We start from the raw sequence: 24,132 nt of genomic DNA on the forward strand, positions 1-24,132 counted from the left end.
TGCCACTCTACTTTTTTGACGCGTGGCGATTCACTGCTGTAGATGTCACGCTGTTACGCAATTTATATACACAGTTTTAACCCACTATCGCATCGAGCGCGGCCCGCAGGCTGGCAGAGGGTACGGTCAGCACCGGCACCGGTGAGTCGAACAGTGCCTCAGCCCCGGTCATTGAACTCTGCGCCAGCACGATGCTGCCCGGCGAATGGGCAAGACATTGCCGGGCGCTGGCGGCAATCTTCTGGTGATAGCCCGCGCTGTCCTGACGGGTGAACCGCTCCCAGGCTTCCGGCACCAGCGTCACGCTGAGGCGATCGGGGGCAATGCAGGTTTCGAACAGCTGACGGGTAGACGCCAGGGTGCCAGGCGCGGTGCAGAGCACCGCAATATGGCCTTCACAGCGGGAAGCGACGCCGGCAAGCACGGCATCCACCCGCAACACCGGTTTGCTGAACAGCCGGCTATCGCTGGCGACCATGCCCAGCGTGGTGCAGGTGACGATCACCACGTCCGCCTGCTGACAAAGCTGCTGTAAAATATGGCGGGTAGCTTCTGCAATCTCCCCGGTGACTTCCCCGGCGGCGGTGGCACGGGCCAGCAGTTCGCTCTCCACATGATGTAACAGCCGAACCGCGCCAGCCCCGGCCAGGGGCAACGCCTGTTCAAATACGGCAATATTGCTCTCTGCCGCGTGCAGGCAGGCGATGATTGTCATGCTGGGATCTCCGGAACAGTGAAGGCAACACTGTGGCAAATTTCAACAGGATTGCCAACCTCAGGGAAATAAAAGTAGCAATAGTTTCACCAAAGCCTCACCAGCATGGTGCATTACCCGAGTTTTCTGCCCTGTAATGATGAAACAAAGGTTTCAGCTGCCGGTAAAACCGCGTCGGAGCAGTCAACAGTTAATGGTATGGAAATTGCTAGTTTAAGCGGATGCCTAACAGGAGAAACCGATGAAAGCAATCATAATTGGCGCCGGGATTGGCGGACTGTCTGCCGCCATCGCCCTCAGACGATTTGGCATTGAAACGGCGGTGTTTGAAGCCGTCAAAGAGATTAAACCGGTTGGTGCGGCTATCTCCATCTGGCCAAACGGCGTGAAATGCCTCAATTTGCTGGGGATGAAAGAGCCGCTGCGCGCCCTCGGCGGCACCATGAACAGCATGGCCTACTATGACTTTCAGCACGGACATCCCCTTACCCGTTTCAGCCTCGATCCGCTGGTCGCAGCCTGTGGAGAGCGTCCTTATCCGGTTGCCCGCGCCGAATTGCAGGCGATGCTGCTGGCGACCTGTGGCCCTGAACAGGTGCAGTTTGGTAAACGTGTGGCCCGGGTTGAGCAGGATGACCAGGGGGTAACCGCGTGGTTTGAGGATGGCAGCGAGGCACGGGGCGATCTGCTGATTGCCTGCGACGGCACCCATTCAGTGGTGCGCAAATATGTACTGGGGCGGACAGTTGAGCGACGCTATGCCGGGTATGTTAACTGGAACGGTCTTGTGCAGATCGATGAATCGCTCGCGCCGCCGCAGCAGTGGAGTACGTTTGTCGGGGAAGGCAAACGCGTTTCTCTGATGCCCGTTGCCGGTAACCGGTTCTATTTCTTCTTCGATGTGCCGCTGCCTGCCGGGCTGGCGGAAGACCGTAATACATTGCGTGACGACCTGAAACGCTATTTCCACGGCTGGACAGAGCCGGTGCAAAGGTTGATTGAGCAAATCGATCCGCAGACCACCAATCGGGTGGAGATCCACGATATCGATCCCTTTGCACAACTGGTTAAAGGCCGGGTGGCGTTGCTTGGCGATGCCGCGCACAGCACCACGCCGGATATTGGTCAGGGCGGTTGTGCGGCGATGGAGGATGCGGTGGTGCTGGCTAACGTGTTGCAGGCCCACTCGCTGGGGATAGAAGACGCGCTGCTGCGCTACCAGCAGCAACGCGCCGACCGGGTGAAAGATCTGGTACTGAAAGCGCGTAAACGCTGCGACGTCACCCATGCCAGAGAGATGGCAACCACCCGCCAGTGGTATGAAGAACTGAAAAGTGAAACGGGGGAACGCATCATCAGCGGCATGTGCGATACCATTCTGGGTGGTCCGCTGGCCTGAAAATGTCCCGCTCTCTGAATGATCTTCAGCCGGGGCGGGATTAGAGGGTTACGCTACTGTTCCTGTTCAGCACACTTTACTCCCCGGCTTTTTACTCCCCGGCTTTTTGCTGATAGCAGGCAATAATCTCTCCGGCCACCGCAACCGCAATCTCTGCCGGTAGTTTACCCTTCACATCCGGCAGACCAATCGGGCAACGCAGGGTGTCCAGCTGCTGGCGACTGAATCCTTTCCCCTCCAGCCGGTAGTCGAAACGCGCCCGTTTGTTTTCAGAGCCGATCAGGCCAAAATAGCGATAGTCACCGCGCCGCAGGATGGCTTCGCACAACGACAGATCGCGCGGGTGATGGTGGGTCATCACCACGTAATAGCTCCCTGCGGGCATCAGACCTACCTGATCAGTGGGGTCCTCCGGACAACAAATTGTTACTCCCGCCGGTACAGAAGTGAATTGTTCCGGCCGCTCATCCACCCAGAAAACGTGACAGGGTAACGTTGACAGGAGATTGACCAGTGCCTGACCGACGTGCCCGGCACCAAACACCGCGATTTGCGGCTGTGGCTGAAGCAGGGGTTCAAACAGCACCGTGGTCATGCCGCCACAGCACTGCCCCAGCCGCGCACCCAGATTAAAATGTTCGGTCTTTGGCTGGGTTTGCCGGGTTTGCAGCATCTCTCTGGCGGTGGCGGTACAGCTGAATTCAAGATGGCCGCCGCCAATGGTCAGCCAGCTGTTATCTGCGGTGATCACCATTTTGCTCCCCCGGTCGCGCGGCACCGATCCCTTTTCATCCAGCACGGTCAGCAGCACGCAGGGCTCACGCCGTTCGCGCAGCGAGGCCAGCACCGAAATCCAGTCATCAGTCGCCATCTTTTACCTCTGCCTGCATTTTCGTCACCCCCCAAAACACCCTTTCCGGCGTGGCGGGGGCATCCAGCAACGGATGGTGTTGATAATTGCCGACGCTGGCGACCGCATCCTGCAATGCACTCCATACCGCAATCCCCAGCATAAAGGGCGGCTCTCCCACCGCTTTCGAGTGAAATACCGTCTCCTTCGGGTTTTTTCGGTTTTCCACCAGCCGAACCCGTAAATCGGCAGGCACATCGCCAATTGCCGGGATCTTGTAGCTGGCTGGCCCGTCGGTCATCAGTCGGCCCTGTTCATTCCACACCAGTTCTTCACAGGTCAGCCAGCCCACGCCCTGCACAAATCCCCCTTCCACCTGGCCGGTATCAATGGCCGGATTCAGCGACGCACCTACATCATGCAAAATATCGGCCCGCAACAGGCGATATTCCCCGGTCAGCGTGTCAATAATCACTTCGGCACAGGCAGCGCCAAAGGCGTAGTAATAGAAAGGCGTACCGCGCCCGGCCAGACGGTCATAATGGATGCCGGGCACTTTATAGTAGCCGGTGGCCGACAACGGCACCTGATTCAGCCACGCCAGCTGCGCCACATCCGCAAAGGTGAAGTGTTTCTCCCGGACTTTGACAATTCCGTTGCTGAAACCAACCTCGGCCGGATCGCAGTCATGCAGCTGACACAACATAGCCGTCAGCCTGTCACGCAATATTTCCGCCGCATTTTGCGCCGCCTTACCGTTAAGATCGGCCCCGCTGGAGGCTGCCGTGGGCGAGGTGTTCGGTACTTTCCCGGTGTCGGTTGCGGTGATCTGGGTCTGACTGACGTCAATCTGGAGCACCTTCGCCACCACCTGCGCCACTTTGGTATTAAGCCCCTGGCCCATTTCGGTGCCACCGTGATTCAGTTGCACCGTGCCATCGGTGTAGATCAGGATCAGCGCCCCGGCCTGGTTGAGGAAGCTGGAAGTAAAGGAGATGCCAAATTTTACCGGCGTCAGCGCCAGCCCGCGTTTAAGATACGGACTGCCCGCGTTAAAGGTGGCAATGGCCTGTCGCCGTGCGGCATAGCTGCTGCTCTGTTCCAGATCGGCGGTCATCTCATCCAGCAGATTGTCTTCAACCTGCTGATAATAATGGGTGATATTACGTTCTTCTTTGCCGTAGTAATTACGCTTGCGCACCTCTAACGGGTCAAGTCGCAGGTGACGGGCAATGTGGTCGATAATTTGTTCAATCGCCACCATCCCCTGCGGCCCGCCAAAACCACGATAGGCGGTGTTGGAGGCAGTGTGGGTACGACAGCGGTAGCCGGTGATCAGCGCATCGCCCAGATAATAGGCGTTGTCAGCATGAAACATTGCCCGATCAACAATCGAACCGGAGAGATCCAGCGAATAGCCACAGTTTGCCGCCAGGTCTATTTTCACCCCGCAAAAACGGCCCTGCCGATCAACGCCCACCTCATAGCGAACATAAAATGGATGGCGCTTGCCGGTGATACGCATATCATCCCGGCGGGACAGGCGCATTTTTACCGGCCGGTTGTTGCGTCTGGCCGCCACGGCACACAGACAGGCTACCCCGGCGGCCTGCGTCTCTTTACCGCCGAAACCGCCGCCCATCCGCCGCATATCAATGGTGACTTTGTTCATGGTGATGCCCATCACCGAGGCAACCAGCTTCTGCACCTCGGTCGGGTTCTGGGTTGACGAGAAAACCTGTAGCGACTGGTCTTCGCCGGGGATGACCATCGCCACCTGCGTTTCCAGATAGAAATGTTCCTGACCGCCAATATGAAACTCACCCTGTAACCGGTGGCTGGCCCGCGCCAGTGCGCCCGCTACATCGCCACGCTGATGAATATGTGGCTGCTGCACGAAATGCTGTTGTTCGAGCGCCTCTTTAACGTCGAGCACTGGTGTAAGCACCTCGTATTCAATCACCGCAGCCTCAGCTGCCTGTCGCGCTATCTGAGGGCTTTCTGCCGCCACCACCAGCACGATTTGCCCGGCATACTCCACCCGATCCCGGGCCAGCAGCGGATCACCGGGTTCCAGCGGACCAATGTCCAGCTCGCCCGGCACACTCTGCCAGGTTAACACCTCCACCACGCCGGGGATGGCGTAACAGGGTTCGGTATTGATATTCAGAATACGGGCATGAGCATGTTCACTCAGTCGTGGGCAAAGATGCAGCATCCCCGGCAGTTCCAGCCGATCGTCAATATAGACAGCTTCGCCACTGACGTGCTTGTCGGCGCTTTCATGTTGGTTATTTTTCCCCACGCCGGTACTGATGCCGCTGAGGTACTGGCTGGCGATCACTTCCTGGGCAACCACGGGACGATTATGGGACATAGTCAGTCACCTCCAGCAGCGGCAGCCGATCGCCAAGCGCAGCGTGGTAGCGACGCAGCAGGTTTTTTGCCACCTGAAGCCGGTAATCCGCCGACGCACGTAAATCACTCAACGGCCGGAAATCCTGCGATAAGGCGCTACAGGCCCGTTCCACCGAGCTTTGTGTCAGAGGCTTACCCACCAGCTGTTGTTCACAGTGGGTGGCGCGTTTTGGAATTTCCGCCATGCCACCAAAAGCAACGCGGGCTTCACGTACCACGCCGTCGCCATCCGTCTCCAGCAACATGGCACCGCACACCGCCGAAATGTCATCTTCATAGCGTTTGGAGACTTTCCAGACGCGCAAATTTTGTGACGACGTCACTTTTTTAATCCTTACCGCGCGGATAAATTCACCCCGCTGAAGGGCTGTTTTACGGTATGAGAGGAAAAAGTCGCTGAGCGGCAGTCGGCGCAGCGATTCGCCCTGTTGCAGTTCCAGCGTGGCATTCAGCGCCAGCAGTAACGGCGGGGTGTCACCAATCGGTGAGCCGTTAGCAATATTACCGCCCAGCGTACCCTGATTGCGGATTTGCAGAGAGGCGAAACGATCAAGCAGTGCGGCAAACTGCGGAATATGCTGATGCAAAAACGCCTGACAGAAATGCAGTGACGTACCTGCGCCAAGAATAATTTCGTCGTCGCTGACGTAGCACTGCTTAAGCTCTTCAATCTGCCCCAACGCAATCATCAGCGGCAGCGCATGATGACGCTGGGTCACCTCCAGCGCCAGATCGGTGCCGCCAGCCAGCAGTTTTGCCTGAGGATGTGCCGTCAGCAGTTCGGCCAGCTGGGCCGGGGTTTTCGGCAACAGACAGCGGTTGCCGTTAAGGGCCATCTCCTGCACCTGGTCATTTTTCAGCGCCAGCAGACGCGCAACGGTAGCGGCCTCCTGCTGACGGAAACTGTCCTGCTCCGGCTGCTGGCAGGCCTGGCGCGCCGCATCGACAATCGGTCGGTAACCGGTACAGCGGCACAGATTTCCCGCCAGCGCCTGTTCCGCCTGTTTGTGCTGCCAGCCATCGCTGTTTTTCTGCAAGGTAAACAGCGACATCACAAATCCCGGCGTACAGAATCCGCATTGTGAAGCATGGCAGTCCACCATCGCCTGCTGAACCGGGTGAAGTTTGTCGCCCTGCTTCAGATCTTCGACGGTAATCAGCTGCTTACCCTGCAATGCGCTGACAAAGGTCATACAGCTGTTGACCGTCTCCCACACCATCGCGTCGTTTTCCACGCGACCAAGGGTGACCGTGCAGGCACCACAGTCGCCGGATGCACAGCCCTCTTTGGTACCACAGCGGCGTTTGTTCTGACGCAGGTAATTTAGTACGGTCAGATTAGGGTCCAGTGACGCTTCCGAAACCAGCGTCTGGTTGAGCAAAAACTGGATCATGCGGCCACCCCCTTCTCCTCTGGCTGCAAGATGCACTGGCCGTTCACCCAGGTGCAGGCAATGTTGCGGTCATCACCCAGCGTCATCAGGACGAACAGCTTTTCCCAGATGTCACGGCTGTTGGCGAAGCGCATGCGCTGAAGAGCCGACACGCCCGGGTCCAGCACCACAAAGTCAGCCTCTTTGCCGGGCATGAAATTGCCGATACGGTTGTCCAGATCCAGCGCGTGTGCACCGCCGAGGGTGGCATGATAAAAGGCCTCACAGGCGGCCAGCTTATACTGCTGCAACTGTCCGACTTTATACGCTTCTCCCAACGTCTGTAACATACTGAAGGTGGTGCCCGCCCCAACATCGGTGCCGATCCCCAGCCTGACGCCCTTCTGCCAGCAGGTTTTTAAATTGAACAACCCGCTGCCAAGAAACAGATTGGAAGTGGGGCAAAAGGCCACGGCTGACGAGGTGTGATGCAGACAATCCCACTCTTTATCTTCCAGATGCAGGCAGTGCGCGAACAGACTGCGACGCCCGGTCAGCCGGTGCTGATGATAAACATCCAGATAGCCGTCGTGCTCCGGAAACAGCGCTTTAACCCACTCCACTTCCTGCGGGTTTTCGCTGAGGTGAGTGTGGATCCAGGTGTCGGGATAGGCCTCTTTTAACTGGCGGACCTTCTCCAGCAGCGCCGGTGATGAGGTGGGCGCAAAGCGTGGCGTCAGCGCGTAGCCCAGGCGACCCCGGTTATGCCAGCGCTCAATCAAATCGCGGGTCTGCTGATAGCTTTGCTCCGGCGTTTCCGTCAGGTAATCCGGCGCGTTGCGGTCCATCATCACCTTTCCGGCAATCAACCGCATTCCCAGCGTCTCCGCCGCACTGAACAGCGCCTCGACCGACTGCGGATGCACGGTGCCAAATACCAGTGCGGTGGTGGTTCCATTGCTCAGTAACTGATGCAGAAAGAAAGCTGACATGCTGGCAGCATGATCCGGGCAATGGTACTGGCTTTCCACCGGGAAGGTGTAGTGTTGCAGCCACTCTAATAACTGTTCACCAAAAGCACCAATCATCTCCGTTTGAGGGTAATGGATGTGGGTATCCACAAATCCGGGGACAATCAGTTTGCCGCGATAGTCCGCAAGGGGTATGGCGTCGTTAAGCAGATGCTGCCCTGCTTCCCAGCGCTGCAACGAAACAATTTCGCCGCCGTTAAGCAGCAGCAGGCCATCTTCGATAAAACGGGCATACTCCGGCAGCTGTGCCGGATCGGTGACCGTTTGTGTGACATCGAAAAAGCTGCCGCGTACAGCCTGGGTGACGGAGAGTGTCATAGTCGTTCCTTTTGAGCGCCAGTGGCGCGTCAGGTATCAGTGCGAGTAACAATGTCTTAAGTTAAGCAATTGTTATGCCATTGAGTATTTTTTAATTTTATGATTAATTATCAATACGTTATTCGATTTTTATCATAACCGAAAAGACTTTCCCGCATATCCACTACGCAACCGTTTGCTGAGGATAGCAAACGGTTGCTGTGGCAAATTTCTGGCTGATGCCGCTTTGTCGCGTCCGGCCGTTGCGCCATAATCTGGCAGAGACGCACAGCCGCGCACCATTACCGTGCAGAGCTGCGCCGGGCGTTAACCTCGCGCTGACTTATCAGGCTGGCGGGAAAATGCTAAGGTGAAAAACCGCGAATGTGTTGAGGAACAGTAAGATGATTGTTTTTGTTACCGGTGCCACCGCAGGTTTTGGTGAGAGTATTACCCGCCGTTTTATCGCTCAGGGCCACAAGGTGATCGCTACCGGTCGCCGCAGCGAGCGTTTGCAGGCGCTGAAGGATGAGCTGGGCGAAAATGTTTATAACCTGCAACTCGATGTCAGAAACCGCGCCGGAATTGATGCAGCACTGCACAGCCTGCCAGCCGAATGGCGCGATATTGATGTGCTGGTCAATAATGCCGGGCTGGCATTGGGGATGGCACCTGCGCATCAGGCCAGCATTGATGACTGGGAAGCGATGATCGACACCAATAACAAAGGCCTGGTCTTTATGACCCGTGCCATTCTGCCCGCCATGGTCGAACGTAACGTCGGACATATCATCAATATCGGCTCAACGGCGGGCAACTGGCCTTATGCCGGGGTCAACGTCTATGGCGCGACCAAAGCGTTCGTGCGTCAGTTCAGCCTGAATCTGCGCACCGACCTGCACGGCACGGCATTGCGGGTGACCGATATTGAGCCTGGCCTGGTTGGCGGTACGGAATTTTCTAACGTTCGCTTTAAAGGGGACAGTGATAAGGCTGGCAGCGTCTATGACGGCACTGAACCCTTAACCGCAGAAGACGTCACTGAAGCCGTTTTCTGGGTGGCCTCACTGCCGAAACACGTCAACATTAATACGCTTGAAATGATGCCGGTAGGACAGACGCTGGCTGGTCTGAAGGTGCATAAAGCCTGACTCAGCTGCCTGCGCAGGCGCACCTGTTTTTGCTGAACAGGTGCGCTAACGTTTACTTGTTAGCAGCAACCTCTGTGCTGTTACCAACCATTACGGGCATACGCAATACCAGACTGGCGGCGGTGACATAGAGCCAGTGGCGGTTGCCCGCATCAGTACATAACGCCAGATTTCCCGTATTGCTTGCCGGAATAAGAATTTTTCCCAGCAGCATTCCCTGCGGCGAGTACACCTGTACGCCCTCCTTGCTGCTGCTCCAGACATTGCCCTTTTCATCCACTTTGATGCCGTCCGGGATGCCAGGGGAAACCTTCGCAAAAATCCTGCCTTCTTCCAGATGCGTACCGTTAACGCGATAGGTAACAATCTGGTGCGCAAGCTTTTGATTACTGAAATCATGCGCAATTTGTGTATCAGCAACATACAGCCGTTTACCGTCCGGGGAAAAAGCCAGGCCGTTGGGGGAATGGACTTCCGGCGTGTTCATTCGTGACAGGGTTTTGGTGGTCGTATCATACCGATAGAGATATTCACCGTCCTGCTCAGGCTTGCCACCGTAACTTTCCGCTTTATTCAGCACGCCAAAGGTGGGATCGGTAAACCAGATCGCCCCGTCAGGGGCAACGATCACGTCATTAGGGCTGTTTAATTTTTTGCCCTGCCATGTACTGGCCAGCGTTACCCAGCGACCATCATGCTCCTGACGCAACACGGCACGTTGACCGTGTGATGCAGCAATGACACGTCCCTGAGTATCCACCGCATGACCGTTCTGGTAGTGCGACGGGGACAGCCAGACCTCCAGCCCTTTTTGTTCAGACCAGCGCATCACTTTATTTTGCTTAACATCACTGAAGATAAAGTCACCCTGGTGCAGACAGGCCGGGCCTTCAGCCCAGACGGCCTTATCGGTTAATAATTGCGCCGTGCTGTTGCTGTTTATCAGGCTGGAGAATTCTGGCTGCTCCGCCACGATTTTTACCTGCGGTTGAGTGGCCTCAGCATGGCAGACGTTTGACAGGATGATGCCGCCCAACAGGGCAGCGGCTGACTGCTTCGCACTGAAAATCATCACTATTCCTCTTAACTGGCACAATTGCCTTTGGTCCGGGCACGGTTGGCACCGGGCTTCAGTTTTATAATTAACTGCACATTGGGTTCATTGCCCACCGTGCGCGTAATGTGACCGATATGTTGGTCATCAGCGCGCGGATGAGAGGTACTGTCGGCGTTAAACTGAACTTCGCCGGGTCCCTGAACCAGCGTGGTCCCATCCGTGGTTTCAACTGACCACTTTCCGGACAGCGTAACGACCCACTGCGGACCCGGCGCATGATGCCAGTTACCAACATAGCCTGGCGGAAGCACAGCCCAGGCGATGCTTTGCACCTCATCAGGTGAAACACCAATCCACTGCGGCGCTGAGGGCGGCGCATAGCTTTTATACTCCAGTCCCTCAAAACGACAGTGGCCGATGTGTGTGGCACCCTGCTCATCGGCCCAGACGGTTGCGTATTTCACCGGCGGTTGAACTTTTCCATTACTGATTGTTTGCGCCGGAGATTCTGCCTGTACAGCAGAAATTTCGCCAGCAGCAAATGACAGCACAGGCAGGCAGCACAGCGCGGAAAGTATGATTAATTGACTGTTTTTCATCCTTATTCTCTTCTGTGGCTGATTCAGAAAATAAGCGTAGACCTGAACAATCCACCACGCCTGATTTATTAATAAATCTTGATGATAAACAGCCGGGTGGAAGGCGGATGATGATACCCGGGGCGGCTATTTTCAGGCGCTTTCCCATCCCGCCACAATAATCATCATGCCGCAAAACGCCACCGTCGCGCCCAGCCAGTCGTAGTAGCTCAGTCTGACACCCTCCACCCATCGCAACCACAGCAGTGCCGCCACCACGTAGACGCCGCCATATGCGGCATAAACCCGCCCGCTGGCCGCCGGATGCCACGTCAGCAGCCAGACAAACAGTGCCAGGCTACAGGCAGCGGGTAACAGGAGTAATGCTGAACCGCCCTTCTTCAGCCACAGCCAGGGCAGAAAACAGCCGGTAATTTCGGCCAGCGCGGTAATAAAGAACAGCACGGTGGTCTTAAACAACATCCTGACCTCTCTGAAACATCAATGAGTTTGCTGCCCTGAGTGTGTGCCAGGGCTGGCTGATGATATAATAGTTCCGGCAAGGGTCGCATCCGCTGGCCGTGCGGGGAACAACCATTAAGGAACCGATAATGAAAATGACGATGAAAACCTGGCAGAAAGTGACTCTGCCGTTACTGCTGTCTGCTTCGCTGTTCAGCATCGTGCAGGGCGCGCAGGCGCAAACCGATACGCTGGTTATTCAGAATGGCAGTAACCCTTTAAGTAACGAGCAGGCGCGTCAGCAGAAACAGCAGTGGGATCAAACGCAACGTCTGCGCAGTAAAGAGAACCTGCGCGATGAGAAAAATTTTGATAAGAATGACCGGGCCATCGATAACCGGGATGCCTGCGATCAAAGTCTTAATGTTAACGCCTACTGGGAATCCGGCACACAGCGCTGCCTCGACCGTCGTACCGGACGCCCGGTCGCTCCCTGACAGGATAATACTGCTATAGTTATCGCTGGTTTCATACAAAAGGACAGGATGATGAAAAAAATGAAGTGGATGTTAAGCGCACTGATTGTCGCCACTCCCCTGATGGTACAGGCATCATGCGAAACGGTAAAAGCAGATATTAACCAGAAAATTATTAAAAACGGTGTGGCCGAGGGCAGTTTTTCACTGGAAATCGTGCCCAGCGATCAGGCCGATCAGGCTGGCGGTCAGGTAGTCGGACATTGTGATAACGACAGTCAGAAGATCGTCTATAAACGTGATGGCAGTGAAAACAGTGCGCCGGCACCGGCTAAAACCGGCACCTCGCAGGATGCCCCTTCATCCTGATGATGCCGACGTAGCCTGGCACCGTGACGGATGCTACCTGCGGTGAAACTTCCCGGCAACGCTGTCAAATGGTTACGGCTGACCAGACAACAGCGCTGCTGACCTGCTTTAGAAATGGCTGCTGATGCGGCCTTTTTTATGCCAGCTATGGCTGTTTGCAGGGAGCCAAACCCCATGGGGCTGGATTTCCCAGCAACTCGCCGAGCTGATTTTATTCAGCTATCACGCTGTAATAATGCATTAACGCGCCATGACTACATACTCCATTGAATCTTCAGACTCGTTTGCATCGCGCAGGCAGTATCGGGCAGTGAATGATAAAAATTTCAGTGTCTTACAGTAAAGCAGATTGCTGAAGGCTTAACCTGACATGATAACCATCATTCATCGCCGGGCTGCTGAAAATTTGCCAACTGCACCCTACACTGTAGAGCGACGCAGAGGGTAAAGTGCTGGATGTTTAGCGCTGGCGCTTTTTATTCAGGTAATACCGCATGTAAACAATAACAAAAAGAGGAACACTAACAAGAAACAGCACAACATTCTGATTCATTTCATCATCACTGACGACCGGGCCAACAAACAGACGGGAAAGCAAAGGGAACACCAGAAACGAAAGCGCAAAACCGCCGCAGCCCCCCAGTAATGAAAACAGGAATATTTTCATCCGCGTATCTTCCAGAACCATACTTCGACAGCGTCAAAATAGTTACTCGCCCAGCCTTCCCAGTGCATCCCCCACTGGATACGAAACCAGGTTGATTTTTGAGTGAGTCGTTTTCCATTCCAGAGATCGATATGATCACCGCTACGATTTCCAAATGATTCGCCAGGTCTGCGCCAGTAGTCCTTAAAAAATATGATCCCTCTGCTTCCCCGGAGAATGTACTCAAAATTTTTGACGGTGACTTTAACCACAGGAGCCATGCCATCGAATGGATTCATGCGCAGTGCAAGAGCCAGTTCTTCAGCCCGCAATACGTGCCCCTCTTTTTTAGGGTGATGCCAGCAAAATGCCGCTCTCAGTCGGGTAACGTCGCAGCCACAGCGGGCCAGCGCCGTTACGAGGCAAATAGCGCACTGATCATCAAAAGCTTTCAGGCCGTTGGACAGGCGACATGGGTTCGCATCGCCTTTAATTTCGGGGGGTGGGCATTCCACAGAGATTCAAATGATAGAGCCATAACGCAACTCCTGTAACGTTAGTGTCAGGCTGCATTGATTAGCATGACGTGGAGGGAAAAGCCATCCGGAAATAAATACCAGACCTTCCCACTAGATGCTTTTCCATCTGCTACATGGGAGATGTCTCGCATTGTCATAAAACGATTTGCAACGGAATTGAAAATGAACCCGATAACCCTGCCGGACGCTGATGCACCTTTTGGTTGCTCCCACAAAAAACCAGTGGTGCTCTCTCATCCCCATCGATACTTGCTGACAGAGCAGATTTTATTGTGCAAGCAGCCTGAAAATGCTCAATCTTGCCAATAAGTGACATTGTCACCAATATGACGATAAATATTGTTTATCAAGCCCAGGCCAGTATTTATCAGGGCTGCCATCGAATGCGCACATTTTCTATCCTGCTGATTTTCGGCCTTAAACTGGCATCTGTCGCCAGGAGCTGCTATAGCTTTTAATGCTCTTTTTACCTTTAAATAACAAAAAGCGCCATAAGCTCTATTTATTGACTGTCAGGAAGAATGGATAACATGCAAAACGCATCGCTTCTGCGGCGGGCATTGCTTGCCGTGTTTTTTATTATCGTGGCGATTGGCCTGCTGGTTTACGGATTAGGCATCGACACCATCAGGGCCCGTCAGGTCGATCTGGTCTATCTTGGGCAAAAACATATGGTGCTGGTTTTCTGGTCGATGCTCGCAGCGCTGCTGGTAGGTATCCCCAGCGGCATCATTCTGAGTCGCCCGTTTGCCCGCCGCTGGGCTGAATTTGTGATGCAGATTTTTAACGTCGGTAACACCCTGCCCCCGCTGGCTGTACTGGCAATGGCGATGGTTATCATTGGTATCGGTGAAAAACCAGCCATTATCACGCTGTTTCTCGCCTCACTGCTGCCGATCGTCCGTAACACCTATTCTGGCCTGTGTGCCGTGCCGGCCTCGCTGATTGAGGCGGCTAATGGCATCGGCATGACCAAAGGACAGCGCCTGCGACAGGTGGAACTGCCCAATGCAATGCCGGTGATCCTTTCAGGCGTGCGCATTGCTACCGCTATCAATGTCGGTACTGCCCCTCTGGAGTTCCTGATTGGGGCCAGTAACTACGGCGAGCTGATTTTCCCCGGTATTTATCTTAATGACTTCCCCACGCTGATTCTGGGCGCAGTAGCTACTGCACTGTTTGCGTTGATCCTCGACATGTTGCTGGCCGGACTGGGACGTTTACTCAGCCCGCATGCTGCCGCATAGAAGAATGAACAGAAAGGAGTTAACCATGGCGCAGGCCATTAATCTGACCCGCTGGGTCCGCAATACCGCGCTGGCGCTCAGCGTCCTGCTGGCCTCTGCCGCCAGCGTCAGTGCAGCCACACCGATTGTGATGGCCACTCAGAGCTATACCGAGCAACATGTGCTGTCAGCCATGACCACCCTTTACCTGAGAAAAAAAGGGTTTCAGATTGAGCCAAAGACCAACATTGCCACCACCATCAGCCGCAACGCGATGATCAACAAGCAGATTGATATGACCTGGGAATACACCGGCACCTCGCTGATTATTTTCAACCATATCACCCAACCCATGTCAGCGCAGGAAGCCTACGAAACGGTCAAAAGGCTGGATGCAAAGCGGGGTCTGATCTGGCTGAATCCGGCACCAATGAACGATACCTATGCCTTTGCCATGCAGCGCAAACGTGCTGAGGCTGAGCATATCGAGACGATGTCGCAGCTGGTGGCGAAAATTGAACAGGTGCGCAAAACGGATCCTGAGCATAACTGGACACTGGGTCTGGACCTGGAGTTCGCCGGCCGCTCTGACGGCCTAAAACCGCTGCAAAAAGCCTACAACCTGACGCTGGACAGACCACAAATCCGGCAGATGGATCCGGGCCTGGTTTACAACGCGACCCGCGACGGTTTTGTCGATGCCGGACTGGTTTACACCACCGATGGCCGGGTAAAGGGCTTTGATCTGAAAGTATTGCAGGATGATAAAGGCTTCTTCCCAAGCTATGCGGTGACCCCGGTGCTGACCAAAGAGACGCTGGATTCACACCCCGGTCTCGCTGACGCGCTGAATATTCTGTCCCCGATGATCACCAATGAAGCGATTACGGAAATGAACAAACGTGTGGATATCGACCACCAGTCACCGCAGCAGGTGGCCAGTGATTTTCTGAAATCTAAAGGTTTGCTTTGAGGAGGCGGCATGGAAACTATCCATTATTTCATTGACAACTGGAGCTATTTAGCCAGCCTCACCTTTCAACATCTGTGGCTGGTTGGCCTGGCCGTAGGCCTGGCAATTATCATTGGCGTTCCGCTGGGTATTCTGATTGTGCGCTACAAATGGCTGGAAACCCCGGTGCTGGGACTGGCTACCATCGTGCTGACCATTCCGGCTATCGCTCTGTTCGGTATGATGATACCGCTGTTCTCGCTTATTGGTCAGGGGATTGGCGTACTGCCAGCAGTAACTGCCGTGTTCCTCTATTCGCTGCTACCGATTGTCCGTAACACCCATACCGCGCTGGAAAACCTGCCTGATGGTTTACGCGAGGCTGGCCGGGGTATCGGCATGACATTCTGGCAGCGCCTGCGCTGGGTGGAAATCCCGATGGCGCTGCCGGTGATTTTTGGCGGGATCCGCACCGCTGTGGTGATGAACGTTGGCGTAATGGCCATCGCTGCGGTGATTGGTGCGGGTGGACTTGGCCTGTTGCTGCTGGACGGTATCAGCGGCAGTGATATTCGTTTGTTAATTGCCGGTTCGGTGATGATTTGTTTGCTGGCGATAATTCTCGACTGGCTGCTGCATCGTTTGCAGCTGGCGATGACACCTAAGGGGATTCGATAATGATAAAACTGGAAAACCTGACTAAAACGTTTACCCAGAAAAACGGTACCACGATAAATGCGGTGGATAATGTCAGCCTGAACGTGCCGGAAGGCGAGATGTGCGTGCTGCTCGGCCCCTCCGGCTGCGGCAAATCAACCACGCTGAAAATGATTAACCGCCTGATACCCTCAACCAGCGGCAAAATCCTGATTAATGGTGAAGATACCAGCGGGCTGGATACGGTAACCCTGCGACGTAATATTGGTTATGTTATTCAGCAGATTGGTCTGTTTCCCAATATGACCATTGAAGAAAATATCACCGTGGTGCCCAAAATGCTGGGCTGGGATAAAAAGCGTTGCCATGAGCGCGCCAGTGAGCTGATGAGTATGGTGGCGCTGGACCCGAAAAGCTTCCTGCATCGCTACCCGCGTGAAATGTCCGGTGGACAACAGCAACGCATTGGCGTGATCCGTGCCCTGGCTGCGGATCCACCGGTGTTGCTGATGGATGAACCTTTTGGTGCGGTAGACCCGATCAACCGCGAGGTGATCCAGAATGAGTTTCTCGATATGCAAAGGCAGTTGAAGAAAACCGTGATGCTGGTCAGTCATGATATCGATGAGGCCCTGAAGCTGGGGGACCGCATCGCCGTGTTCGGTCAGGGTAAAATCGTACAGTGCACCAGCCCGGATGAGCTGTTAGCTACGCCACGTAACGATTTTGTCGGTTCGTTTGTCGGTCAGGACCGAACGCTCAAACGCCTGCTGCTGGTTTCCGCAGGGGATGTTACCGACCAGCAACCTACCATTACTGTGCAGCTCTTCACCCCGCTTACTGAAGCATTTGGCGTGATGGATGATAACGATATGCGATCCATTACCGTAGTGGATGCAGAACAACGTCCACTGGGCTTTGTAAAACGTCGTGAAGCACGTGGCAGTAGCGGCAGCTGTAGCGACATACTGCACACCTTTAAAGTTACTGGTCGTGCGGAGGAGAACCTGCGTGTCGTGCTGTCAAAACTCTATGAGCATGACACCACCTGGATGCCAATTGTTGATGAAGACGGACGTTACAGCGGAGAAATATCACAGGATTATATTGCTAATTATCTCAGTTCGGGACGCACACGACGGGCGCTGAATCTGGCGTAAATAAACGGGCGACAGGATGATTTCTTTCTCCTGTCGCCATCCGGTCAGCCTCTCCCGACCACACTCAGGTCAAAATAGTTTGCCAGATCCCGCGTTTCAATTTTTGCCAGATAGGGTAACTCCCCCAGTTTGGGTGCCGGAATTTTGTTGCTCAACACATCAATAATTTCCGCATAATGCGCCAGGCCGGGATTAATCCGGTTAGCAACCCAACCGAGCAGCGGCAGTCCATCATTTATAATTGCCTGCGCGGTCAGCAACGCATGGCTGATACAACCCAGCTTGGTACCTACCACCATCACCACCGGCAGTTTTTCTGTTACTGCCCAGTCAGAGAGCGGCCGCATATCATTCATCAGGCTGCGCCAGCCGCCGGTTCCCTCAACCACCACATGGTCGCTGCAATCGCTCAGCGCATGTAATCCCCTGCTCAGCAGCGAGTAATCAATGCAGCAGTCGCGGCTGGTGCTGATTTCATCATCAAGCAAGGTAATGGGATTCACAGCAGAATAAGGTAGCACCAGCGAAGAGGCAGACTGTAAAATCAGCGCATCTTTATTACGCGGCCCCGCTTCCGTATGTTGGCTGCTTTTCGCTACCGGTTTAAAGCCAGCCACGCATTTATTTCCTGTGGACAGTTTTTGCAGAAGCGCACGACTGACCACTGTTTTACCCACCTCAGTATCGGTACCAGTGACAAAAAAACGCTTTAACATGCTGCTCTCCACATCCCGATCCTCACCAAAAATGATAAGAATTAATGAACATTTAAGACGAAACATCTTAGGGCAGGCGCAGGGAAAACAGCTTGCGTTAGCGCAACATTTTCCGCGATAAAACGCAAAGTCATGGAAATATCAGGCAGGTTTTTCCGGTTAAAGCGCGATGCGACACCTGAAAATGTCTGAAACGCTGGCGGGTAAAAAAAGTGAAAACTTCATCCGTATAAACCTGAAAGGTTCAGCCCTGTAATAATTTTATCAGCAGCGTTCCGTTATACAGGGCGTCTTTAATTAACGCCGCGCCAGGCAGGGTACCCTGATTTTGAAAAAAGGTTGGCAGTACTTCAGTGTCAGCGCTGTACGCCTGAAACGCCTGACGCCGGACAGACTCGCTGATGGCGGGATGGAGAATGTCACTGGCGCGATTAAGCGGCGAGCCAATCAGGATTTTTTGTGGATTAAACAGATTAACCATTAAGGCGAGCACCCGGCCGACACTGTGACCCACATCGATAATAATATCTCTGGCCAGTCGGTCACCCGCCAGCGCCGCATCGCACAAGCTGTCAACGGTCAGCGACTGCTGATGTAACAGACTGGAATCCGCCGCCCGCAGTCTTTGTGCTGCCATATCCAGCATGCTTTCGCAGCTGGCAACGGTTTCCAGACAGCCATGATTGCCGCAGTAACAGGGCTTTCCATAGGGATCGACCTGCGTATGCCCAATCTCAACGCGTCTTATGCCGTCGCCGTGCAGCAGATGACCGCCGGTTACCACGGCGGCTCCGACATGATTATCAATCACCACCTGGATAACCTCAGTGGCGTCACGGGCCGCGCCGAACAGCACTTCCGCCATCAGCCAGGCATTGATGTCATGCTGAAGGTATACAGGCAGACCGGTACATTTTTCCAGCTCCGGTCCCAGCGGCATATCTTTGTCCGGGTAGAGCGGTATGCTGTGCACTATCCCCTGAACGCTGTTCAGAATTCCCGGCAGCGTGATGGCGATTGCCGTCAGCCTCTCCAGTCTTTGCTGATGGCGGACAAAGAAATGATTGATCTCAGCGATAATCCGCTCAGATAACGGCTGCGCATCCCTGGCCGGCAGCGGCCTTAATTCTTCCACCACCAGCGAACTGCTCAGGTCCCTCAGCGCCAGGGTGATTTCACCATTACCGATACGTACTGACAGGTAGTGCCATGCTACGGTATCAAGGATCAGGCCAATGGCGGGCCGTCCCCGACTGCCAGGCTCCTGAAATTCCGTTTCCTGCACCAGATGAGCTTCAAGCATCTCACGCACAATTTTGGTAATGCTGGCGGGTGCCAGTTGAGCTTTGCGAGCCAGTTCAATACGCGAAATGGGACCAAACCGATCGATTAACCGGTAAACCACGCCTGCATTAGTCTGCTTAATCTGATCGATATGACCAGGCTGGCTTTCCATTATCACGCCTCTGCTCTCACTTATTTTCGCGCTTCTAAATAAACCCTCCGGTCATGGTGAAACACTTCCCTGACCACGTCAAATATTTGATTAAGAATGTGATTTACCGCACATAAAAACGCCCGAATGGCTTAATCAGGACCACTCAGCAGCAGATTTTTCATCTGCAATATTGTGGCGCTCAGCTCCCGCTGTCTTGTCCAGACCAGCCAGACTTCAGACCAGGCATCCTCTTCCTCAAGCGGCAGCCAGCAGATCGTTTCCAGCCGGGCACGGCGGAAAGAGGCGGGCAAAATGGACACCCCCAGGCCGGTTGCCACCAGGCCCAGTATGGTCATGGCTTCCCCCACTTCCTGAGCGATGGCCGGATAAACCGTATAACGATGCAGGAACGCCAGCGTCTCGGCATAAAGCGCCGTGCCAACCTGCGGATCAAAAAAAACGAAGGGCTCACCATGTAACTCCTTCACTGAAACGGAACGCTGCGTAGCGAGGCGATGTGCACGGTGTACGACGGCACATAATGGCTCTCGCAGGATCAGCTGGTGCGCCAGCGTATCGGGCAACGAAGTGTTACGCATTACGCCAAGATCAAGCCGTCCTTCAATCAGTGGCTCCAGCTGCTGACGACTGTTGATCTCCTGCATGCGAATTTGCACCTCCGGATAGCGCTGACGGAAAGTGTAGAGCGCATCTGAAACGCTGCTGATGAAAGGGGCAGAAGAGGTAAATCCAATACGCAACTCTCCGGCTTCCCCGCGATGAAGCCTGGCCGCTTTGTTCGCTGCCAGAGAGACGTCCTGCATAATCTGCCGTGCGTCGGCCAGAAACTGCGCGCCTGCGGCAGTCAGCTGAACACTGCGGTTAGTTCGCGACAGCAGACGGGCACCAATCTGTTGTTCGAGGATCTGGATTTGCTGACTCAGCGGCGGTTGAGAAATATTCAGACGACGGGCTGCGCGTCCAAAGTGCAGTTCTTCCGCCACAGCAATGAAATAGCGAAGATGGCGCAGCTCAATATTCATATTTTAAAAGTATCATTTGAGATTATTAATAGATTAGACATCATAATAATCGCTTATTACAGTGGAGTAACTTGGTTTTATTCAGGAATTTACCGTGAGCCGTTTTACACAATCTGTTTCACTGGCGCAGCGTAGATCTGTTGCTCCCGCAACCGTAATGGCTGAAAAGGACTATATCAGGCGAGGGACCCCGCTGTTTATTCGCGCGACGCTGGCGCTTTTTTCTGCGGGCCTGGCTACCTTTGCCCTGCTCTATTGTGTCCAGCCCATTCTCCCGGTCCTGTCGCAGGAATTTGCTATCGATCCGGCAACCAGCAGCCTTTCTCTGTCGGTCTCTACCGGGATGCTGGCTCTGGGCCTGCTGGTTACCGGCCCGTTGTCGGATGCGATCGGCAGAAAGCCGGTGATGGTCGCCGGCCTGCTACTGGCTTCATGCTGCACCCTTGCCTCTGCCACCATGAACAGCTGGCACGGCATTCTGCTTACCCGTGCACTGACGGGACTCTCGCTGAGCGGTGTGGCAGCGGTAGGGATGAGCTGGCTCAGTGAAGAAGTTCATCCGGGGGTGGTTGCTTTTTCAATGGGGCTGTACATCAGTGGTAATTCCATTGGCGGCATGAGCGGCCGTCTGCTGAGTGGCGTGGTAACTGATTTCAGCAGCTGGCGGCTTGCCGTGGCGGTAATTGGCTGTTTTGCGCTGGCCTCTGCCGTAATGTTCTGGAAAATTCTGCCCCCTTCCCGACATTTTCGCGCTGCGTCTCTCAAACCTCGTAGCCTGATGGTCAATTTCCGTCTGCACTGGCGCGATCCGGGGTTGCCGTTGCTGTTTGCTGAAGGTTTTCTGCTGATGGGCGCATTCGTCACCCTGTTTAACTACATTGGCTACCGTTTACTGGCTACGCCGTTTTCGCTCAGCCAGGCAACGGTTGGCGTTCTTTCACTGGTCTACCTGACGGGTTCCTGGAGCTCCCCAAAAGCCGGAGCCCTGACAGCCAAACATGGACGGGCGGTCGTTCTGCTGTTTTCAACCAGCATGATGCTGGCCGGTGTACTGATCACCCTGAGCGCTTCACTCTGGTTAATCTTTGCAGGGATGATGCTGTTTTCAGCCGGTTTTTTTGCTGCACATGCAGTCGCCAGTGGCTGGATTGGGCACCGCGCACGTCGGGCAAGAGGACAGGCTTCATCACTGTATCTGTTCAGTTATTATCTGGGGTCGAGTCTGGCGGGTACGGCCGGAGGTATTTTCTGGCATCAGTTTGGCTGGCAGGGCATTACCGCATTTATCACCCTGCTGCTGCTGACAGCCTTGCTGGTTGCTGTAAAGCTGAGAAAACGGCAATTGTGACATAATTTGATTTAAGGTGGTTTGAGTAAAAAGCGACCGCCAGCCAGAACGATTTTCGCAATAATGCATTCTGGCTGGCGCAGCCGGTTTAATTTCATCAAACCGGCGGATGGGGTTATTTCGTCCGGCTCGCGTAACGCTTTTGCAACTTTTGCAGTTTGGGAGGAATAACCGCCAGACAATAACGATTCTCCTGCCCTTCACCTTCCCAGTAATTCTGATGGTAATCTTCAGCCGGATACCACTCCCCTTTTTCAATGGTGGTTACAACCGCTTCGCTGTACTCATCCTGAGCGCGGGCAATCGCCGCTTTTGCTTCCAACGCCTGATGTTCATCAAGCGGAAAAATCGCAGAGCGATACTGTGTGCCGATATCATTTCCCTGACGATTCAACTGGGTGGGATCGTGAGTGGCGAAACTGATATCCAGCAGTTCACCGTAGCTGATTTTTTGCGGATCGAATCCCAGACGGATGGCCTCAGCATGACCGGTTTCACCACTGCACACCTGTCGATAAGTTGGATTGGGCAGATGGCCGCCAATGTAACCACTTTCAACTGACTCAACGCCATTAATCTGCTTGAAGACGGCTTCAGTACACCAGAAGCAGCCTCCGGCGATGATTGCATACTTGATTGTCATGATGTTCTCCTCAGTTGCCTGCCTGCTGACCAGCATAGCTGGCAGGTTGAATTAATACAGGCCATTGCAGCATAAGCATGTCGATAATGCTATCCAGTTCCTGCCGGCTTGCTCCTTCTCTGGCGCGTACCGACATCCCCTGAAGCAGACAGGCAAGATAGGTACTGAGCCTGCCGACATTGGTATCAGCGTGAATTTCCCCGGCTTGCTGTCTTGCCAGTAAAAAGGTGTTCAGGTCATTTTGCTGGCTGATATGGCGGGTCTGTAACATATGTGCGACCTCGCCGGACTGAGCAGACAGCGCTGAGGAGGTGCAGATAAAAAAACAGCCTGCCGGTTTATCACCCGCCGTGAAACACGCAGCCGTGGAGCGGAAATAGTTTTCAACACCCTGCGCTACACAGCTCTCAGGGCAAACCAGTGCGGACTTACGTTGTGCGGCAAATTTTTCGATGTAGCGATCGAGCGCTGCACGGAAAAGACCTTCTTTATTGGTAAATTCAGCATACAGCGTAGGCGCTTTAGCGCCGGTGGCAGCAACCAGATCGGACAGAGATGTGGCTTCATAGCCATGCAGCCAGAAAAGTTCCAGCGCCTTATCCAGCGCCATCTCCCGGTCAAAGGTTTTTGGCCTGCCGCGACTTTTGGATGCACAATGTTGGTGGTCAGTCATCACTTCACCCCCTGCCTGTTCAGGCACATCAGATTAAATTACCAATCATTATAAAAAAATGCCCTGCGCCTGTCGAGCAGCCGGTATGCGAAACGTTTTCGGCCTGATTCAGCGCTTTTCATCATCACGATAAAGCCATTTTTAAAATTTAATTTTCTATTTATATCAGCTTATTAGGCTATTTATTAGTGATCGATAATAAAATACTGTTGACCAGTAACTCCGGATAATTTACGATTAAATTATCGATCGTTAACTAATAACGACGCGACTTCTGAATCAACCTGAATTAAGTGAGAATTCATTATGAAAAGTATCAAAATGTCCCTGATTGCTGTAGCTCTGACATCTCTTTCTTTTGGCGGCTATGCGGCTGAACTGGTTAATTCCGATCCCTCTGCGCAGCAGCAAGCCGGGGTGATTTCAGCAACCGGTAACAATCTTTCCGCGCTGGAAGCCAGTCTGTCAGCTAAAGCCGACGCACAGGGCGCAAAGGCATTTCGTATTACCTCTACCACCGGTAATAATCGTATGCATGCCACCGCAGTGATTTATCAGTAACAGAAGTTACTGACAGATTGCGCATAACAACATCTGAGGTATTGCCATGAAAAACATCAATTTTTTTTTGGCAGCCGTACTGTATAGCTTTTTTTCTTACAGCGCGACGGCGGCAGTGCAGGCTCACAACCTGCCCTGTCAACGACAGGAAAACGACATCGTTGCTGCAACAGGAAGCAGTAACCTGACCTCGTTAAAGAGACAACTCACTGATACAGACTCGGTTACAGATAGCCTGTCGCCACAAGTAAGGTCAGTTTTTGCCCGCAACAATCTTCGTCTCATCACAGCAGTGTATAATTAGTCCCTCTCCCTGGCCGTCCCCCTTAACCTGTCGACGGCCTTGTTCGCTCC

General features: G+C 54.0%; 26 protein-coding genes. 11 read left to right on the forward strand and 15 right to left on the reverse strand.

Translation table 11 applies throughout. The features are described from left to right. Window positions 1-76 precede the first annotated feature (76 nt). Window positions 77-715, reverse strand: coding sequence for a hypothetical protein (locus AC3RPL_RS09425; RefSeq protein ID WP_490739799.1), 639 nt, complete (start codon window positions 713-715; stop codon window positions 77-79). Window positions 716-956: 241 nt separating this feature from the next. Here AC3RPL_RS09425 and hpxO point away from each other — a divergent pair, with 241 nt between their 5' ends. Beyond that, the gene (hpxO, locus tag AC3RPL_RS09430) at window positions 957-2,114 is read left to right on the forward strand and encodes an FAD-dependent urate hydroxylase HpxO (RefSeq protein WP_490739800.1); all 1,158 of its coding nucleotides are present in this window, start codon (window positions 957-959) and stop codon (window positions 2,112-2,114) included. 91 nt (window positions 2,115-2,205) lie between these two features. Here hpxO and xdhC read toward each other — a convergent pair whose 3' ends face one another. Genes xdhC through guaD form a run of 4 tightly spaced genes read right to left on the reverse strand, consistent with a single transcriptional unit; the run spans window position 2,206 to window position 8,104 of the window. Continuing rightward, the gene (xdhC, locus tag AC3RPL_RS09435; protein WP_490739801.1) at window positions 2,206-2,985 is read right to left on the reverse strand and encodes a xanthine dehydrogenase accessory protein XdhC; all 780 of its coding nucleotides are present in this window, start codon (window positions 2,983-2,985) and stop codon (window positions 2,206-2,208) included. Continuing rightward, on the reverse strand, window positions 2,975-5,341 hold the full coding sequence (gene xdhB / locus AC3RPL_RS09440; RefSeq protein WP_490739802.1) for a xanthine dehydrogenase molybdopterin binding subunit: 2,367 nt from the start codon (window positions 5,339-5,341) through the stop codon (window positions 2,975-2,977). Before xdhB ends, xdhC begins: the two co-directional genes overlap by 11 nt. Further along, window positions 5,331-6,776 (reverse strand): xanthine dehydrogenase small subunit, encoded by a 1,446-nt coding sequence (gene xdhA / locus AC3RPL_RS09445; protein ID WP_490739803.1) that lies wholly within the window; start codon window positions 6,774-6,776, stop codon window positions 5,331-5,333. Before xdhA ends, xdhB begins: the two co-directional genes overlap by 11 nt. After that, a complete protein-coding gene (gene guaD, locus AC3RPL_RS09450; protein ID WP_490739804.1) occupies window positions 6,773-8,104 on the reverse strand; it encodes a guanine deaminase in 1,332 nt (443 codons plus the stop codon). Before guaD ends, xdhA begins: the two co-directional genes overlap by 4 nt. A 383-nt stretch (window positions 8,105-8,487) precedes the next feature. On the opposite strand from guaD, the gene ydfG reads away from it, so the two are divergent. Next, the gene (ydfG, locus tag AC3RPL_RS09455; RefSeq protein ID WP_490739805.1) at window positions 8,488-9,234 is read left to right on the forward strand and encodes a bifunctional NADP-dependent 3-hydroxy acid dehydrogenase/3-hydroxypropionate dehydrogenase YdfG; all 747 of its coding nucleotides are present in this window, start codon (window positions 8,488-8,490) and stop codon (window positions 9,232-9,234) included. Window positions 9,235-9,286: 52 nt separating this feature from the next. On the opposite strand, the gene AC3RPL_RS09460 is transcribed toward ydfG, so the two are convergent. From AC3RPL_RS09460 to AC3RPL_RS09470, 3 genes are all read right to left on the reverse strand, one after another. Then, a complete protein-coding gene (locus AC3RPL_RS09460; protein ID WP_490739806.1) occupies window positions 9,287-10,306 on the reverse strand; it encodes an SMP-30/gluconolactonase/LRE family protein in 1,020 nt (339 codons plus the stop codon). An 11-nt stretch (window positions 10,307-10,317) separates the two neighbouring features. Continuing rightward, window positions 10,318-10,890, reverse strand: coding sequence for a cupin domain-containing protein (locus AC3RPL_RS09465; protein WP_490739807.1), 573 nt, complete (start codon window positions 10,888-10,890; stop codon window positions 10,318-10,320). Window positions 10,891-11,022: 132 nt separating this feature from the next. After that, a complete protein-coding gene (locus AC3RPL_RS09470) occupies window positions 11,023-11,349 on the reverse strand; it encodes a YnfA family protein (protein WP_490740662.1) in 327 nt (108 codons plus the stop codon). 131 nt (window positions 11,350-11,480) lie between these two features. Between AC3RPL_RS09470 and AC3RPL_RS09475 the strand changes: the two genes are divergently transcribed. Together AC3RPL_RS09475 and AC3RPL_RS09480 are read left to right on the forward strand one after the other, a co-directional pair. Then, window positions 11,481-11,828: a DUF1283 family protein gene (locus AC3RPL_RS09475; protein ID WP_367167314.1), complete on the forward strand. Its 348-nt coding sequence runs from the start codon at window positions 11,481-11,483 to the stop codon at window positions 11,826-11,828. Between the two features lie 51 nt (window positions 11,829-11,879). Then, entirely contained in the window at window positions 11,880-12,176 is a 297-nt protein-coding gene (locus AC3RPL_RS09480) for a DUF1161 domain-containing protein (RefSeq protein WP_367167315.1), read from the forward strand. A gap of 460 nt (window positions 12,177-12,636) precedes the next feature. Here AC3RPL_RS09480 and AC3RPL_RS09485 read toward each other — a convergent pair whose 3' ends face one another. Continuing rightward, the gene (locus AC3RPL_RS09485; protein ID WP_490739808.1) at window positions 12,637-12,843 is read right to left on the reverse strand and encodes a hypothetical protein; all 207 of its coding nucleotides are present in this window, start codon (window positions 12,841-12,843) and stop codon (window positions 12,637-12,639) included. After that, window positions 12,840-13,337: a T6SS effector amidase Tae4 family protein gene (locus AC3RPL_RS09490; protein WP_490739809.1), complete on the reverse strand. Its 498-nt coding sequence runs from the start codon at window positions 13,335-13,337 to the stop codon at window positions 12,840-12,842. The genes AC3RPL_RS09485 and AC3RPL_RS09490 overlap by 4 nt, the downstream gene beginning before the upstream one ends. 554 nt (window positions 13,338-13,891) lie before the next feature. Between AC3RPL_RS09490 and AC3RPL_RS09495 the strand changes: the two genes are divergently transcribed. The 4 genes from AC3RPL_RS09495 to osmV are packed head-to-tail and all read left to right on the forward strand — an operon-like array spanning window position 13,892 to window position 17,356. Continuing rightward, window positions 13,892-14,608 carry an ABC transporter permease gene (locus AC3RPL_RS09495; RefSeq protein WP_490739810.1) on the forward strand — a complete coding sequence of 239 codons (717 nt, stop codon included), beginning with the start codon at window positions 13,892-13,894 and terminating at the stop codon, window positions 14,606-14,608. A gap of 25 nt (window positions 14,609-14,633) precedes the next feature. Then, on the forward strand, window positions 14,634-15,560 hold the full coding sequence (locus AC3RPL_RS09500; protein ID WP_490739811.1) for a glycine betaine ABC transporter substrate-binding protein: 927 nt from the start codon (window positions 14,634-14,636) through the stop codon (window positions 15,558-15,560). 9 nt (window positions 15,561-15,569) lie between these two features. After that, a complete protein-coding gene (osmW, locus tag AC3RPL_RS09505; protein WP_034935922.1) occupies window positions 15,570-16,217 on the forward strand; it encodes an osmoprotectant ABC transporter permease OsmW in 648 nt (215 codons plus the stop codon). Further along, on the forward strand, window positions 16,217-17,356 hold the full coding sequence (gene osmV / locus AC3RPL_RS09510; RefSeq protein ID WP_490739812.1) for an osmoprotectant ABC transporter ATP-binding protein OsmV: 1,140 nt from the start codon (window positions 16,217-16,219) through the stop codon (window positions 17,354-17,356). Before osmW ends, osmV begins: the two co-directional genes overlap by 1 nt. A gap of 44 nt (window positions 17,357-17,400) precedes the next feature. Here the strand turns inward: osmV and bioD are convergent, their stop codons facing one another. The 3 genes from bioD to AC3RPL_RS09525 all read right to left on the reverse strand — a co-directional run bounded on the left by bioD (window position 17,401) and on the right by AC3RPL_RS09525 (window position 20,553). Continuing rightward, window positions 17,401-18,072, reverse strand: a complete 672-nt coding sequence (bioD, locus tag AC3RPL_RS09515; protein ID WP_490739813.1) for a dethiobiotin synthase — start codon at window positions 18,070-18,072, stop codon at window positions 17,401-17,403. Window positions 18,073-18,316: 244 nt separating this feature from the next. Next, entirely contained in the window at window positions 18,317-19,534 is a 1,218-nt protein-coding gene (mlc, locus tag AC3RPL_RS09520) for a sugar metabolism global transcriptional regulator Mlc (protein ID WP_490739814.1), read from the reverse strand. A 125-nt stretch (window positions 19,535-19,659) separates the two neighbouring features. Further along, on the reverse strand, window positions 19,660-20,553 hold the full coding sequence (locus AC3RPL_RS09525) for a LysR family transcriptional regulator (RefSeq protein ID WP_490739815.1): 894 nt from the start codon (window positions 20,551-20,553) through the stop codon (window positions 19,660-19,662). Window positions 20,554-20,647: 94 nt separating this feature from the next. On the opposite strand from AC3RPL_RS09525, the gene AC3RPL_RS09530 reads away from it, so the two are divergent. Then, complete coding sequence (locus tag AC3RPL_RS09530; protein WP_490739816.1) at window positions 20,648-21,901, forward strand: MFS transporter; 1,254 nt, start codon at window positions 20,648-20,650, stop codon at window positions 21,899-21,901. A gap of 115 nt (window positions 21,902-22,016) precedes the next feature. Here AC3RPL_RS09530 and msrA read toward each other — a convergent pair whose 3' ends face one another. Beyond that, window positions 22,017-22,544 carry a peptide-methionine (S)-S-oxide reductase MsrA gene (gene msrA / locus AC3RPL_RS09535; RefSeq protein WP_490739817.1) on the reverse strand — a complete coding sequence of 176 codons (528 nt, stop codon included), beginning with the start codon at window positions 22,542-22,544 and terminating at the stop codon, window positions 22,017-22,019. A gap of 10 nt (window positions 22,545-22,554) precedes the next feature. Further along, window positions 22,555-23,217, reverse strand: a complete 663-nt coding sequence (locus AC3RPL_RS09540; protein ID WP_052018728.1) for a TetR/AcrR family transcriptional regulator — start codon at window positions 23,215-23,217, stop codon at window positions 22,555-22,557. Window positions 23,218-23,523: 306 nt separating this feature from the next. Here AC3RPL_RS09540 and bhsA point away from each other — a divergent pair, with 306 nt between their 5' ends. Both bhsA and AC3RPL_RS09550 read left to right on the forward strand, forming a co-directional pair. Beyond that, window positions 23,524-23,778 carry a multiple stress resistance protein BhsA gene (gene bhsA / locus AC3RPL_RS09545; protein WP_490739818.1) on the forward strand — a complete coding sequence of 85 codons (255 nt, stop codon included), beginning with the start codon at window positions 23,524-23,526 and terminating at the stop codon, window positions 23,776-23,778. A 46-nt stretch (window positions 23,779-23,824) separates the two neighbouring features. Then, window positions 23,825-24,082, forward strand: a complete 258-nt coding sequence (locus tag AC3RPL_RS09550) for a hypothetical protein (RefSeq protein WP_490739819.1) — start codon at window positions 23,825-23,827, stop codon at window positions 24,080-24,082. Window positions 24,083-24,132: the final 50 nt, after the last annotated feature.

It is taken from the genome of Erwinia papayae (genome assembly GCF_058241465.1).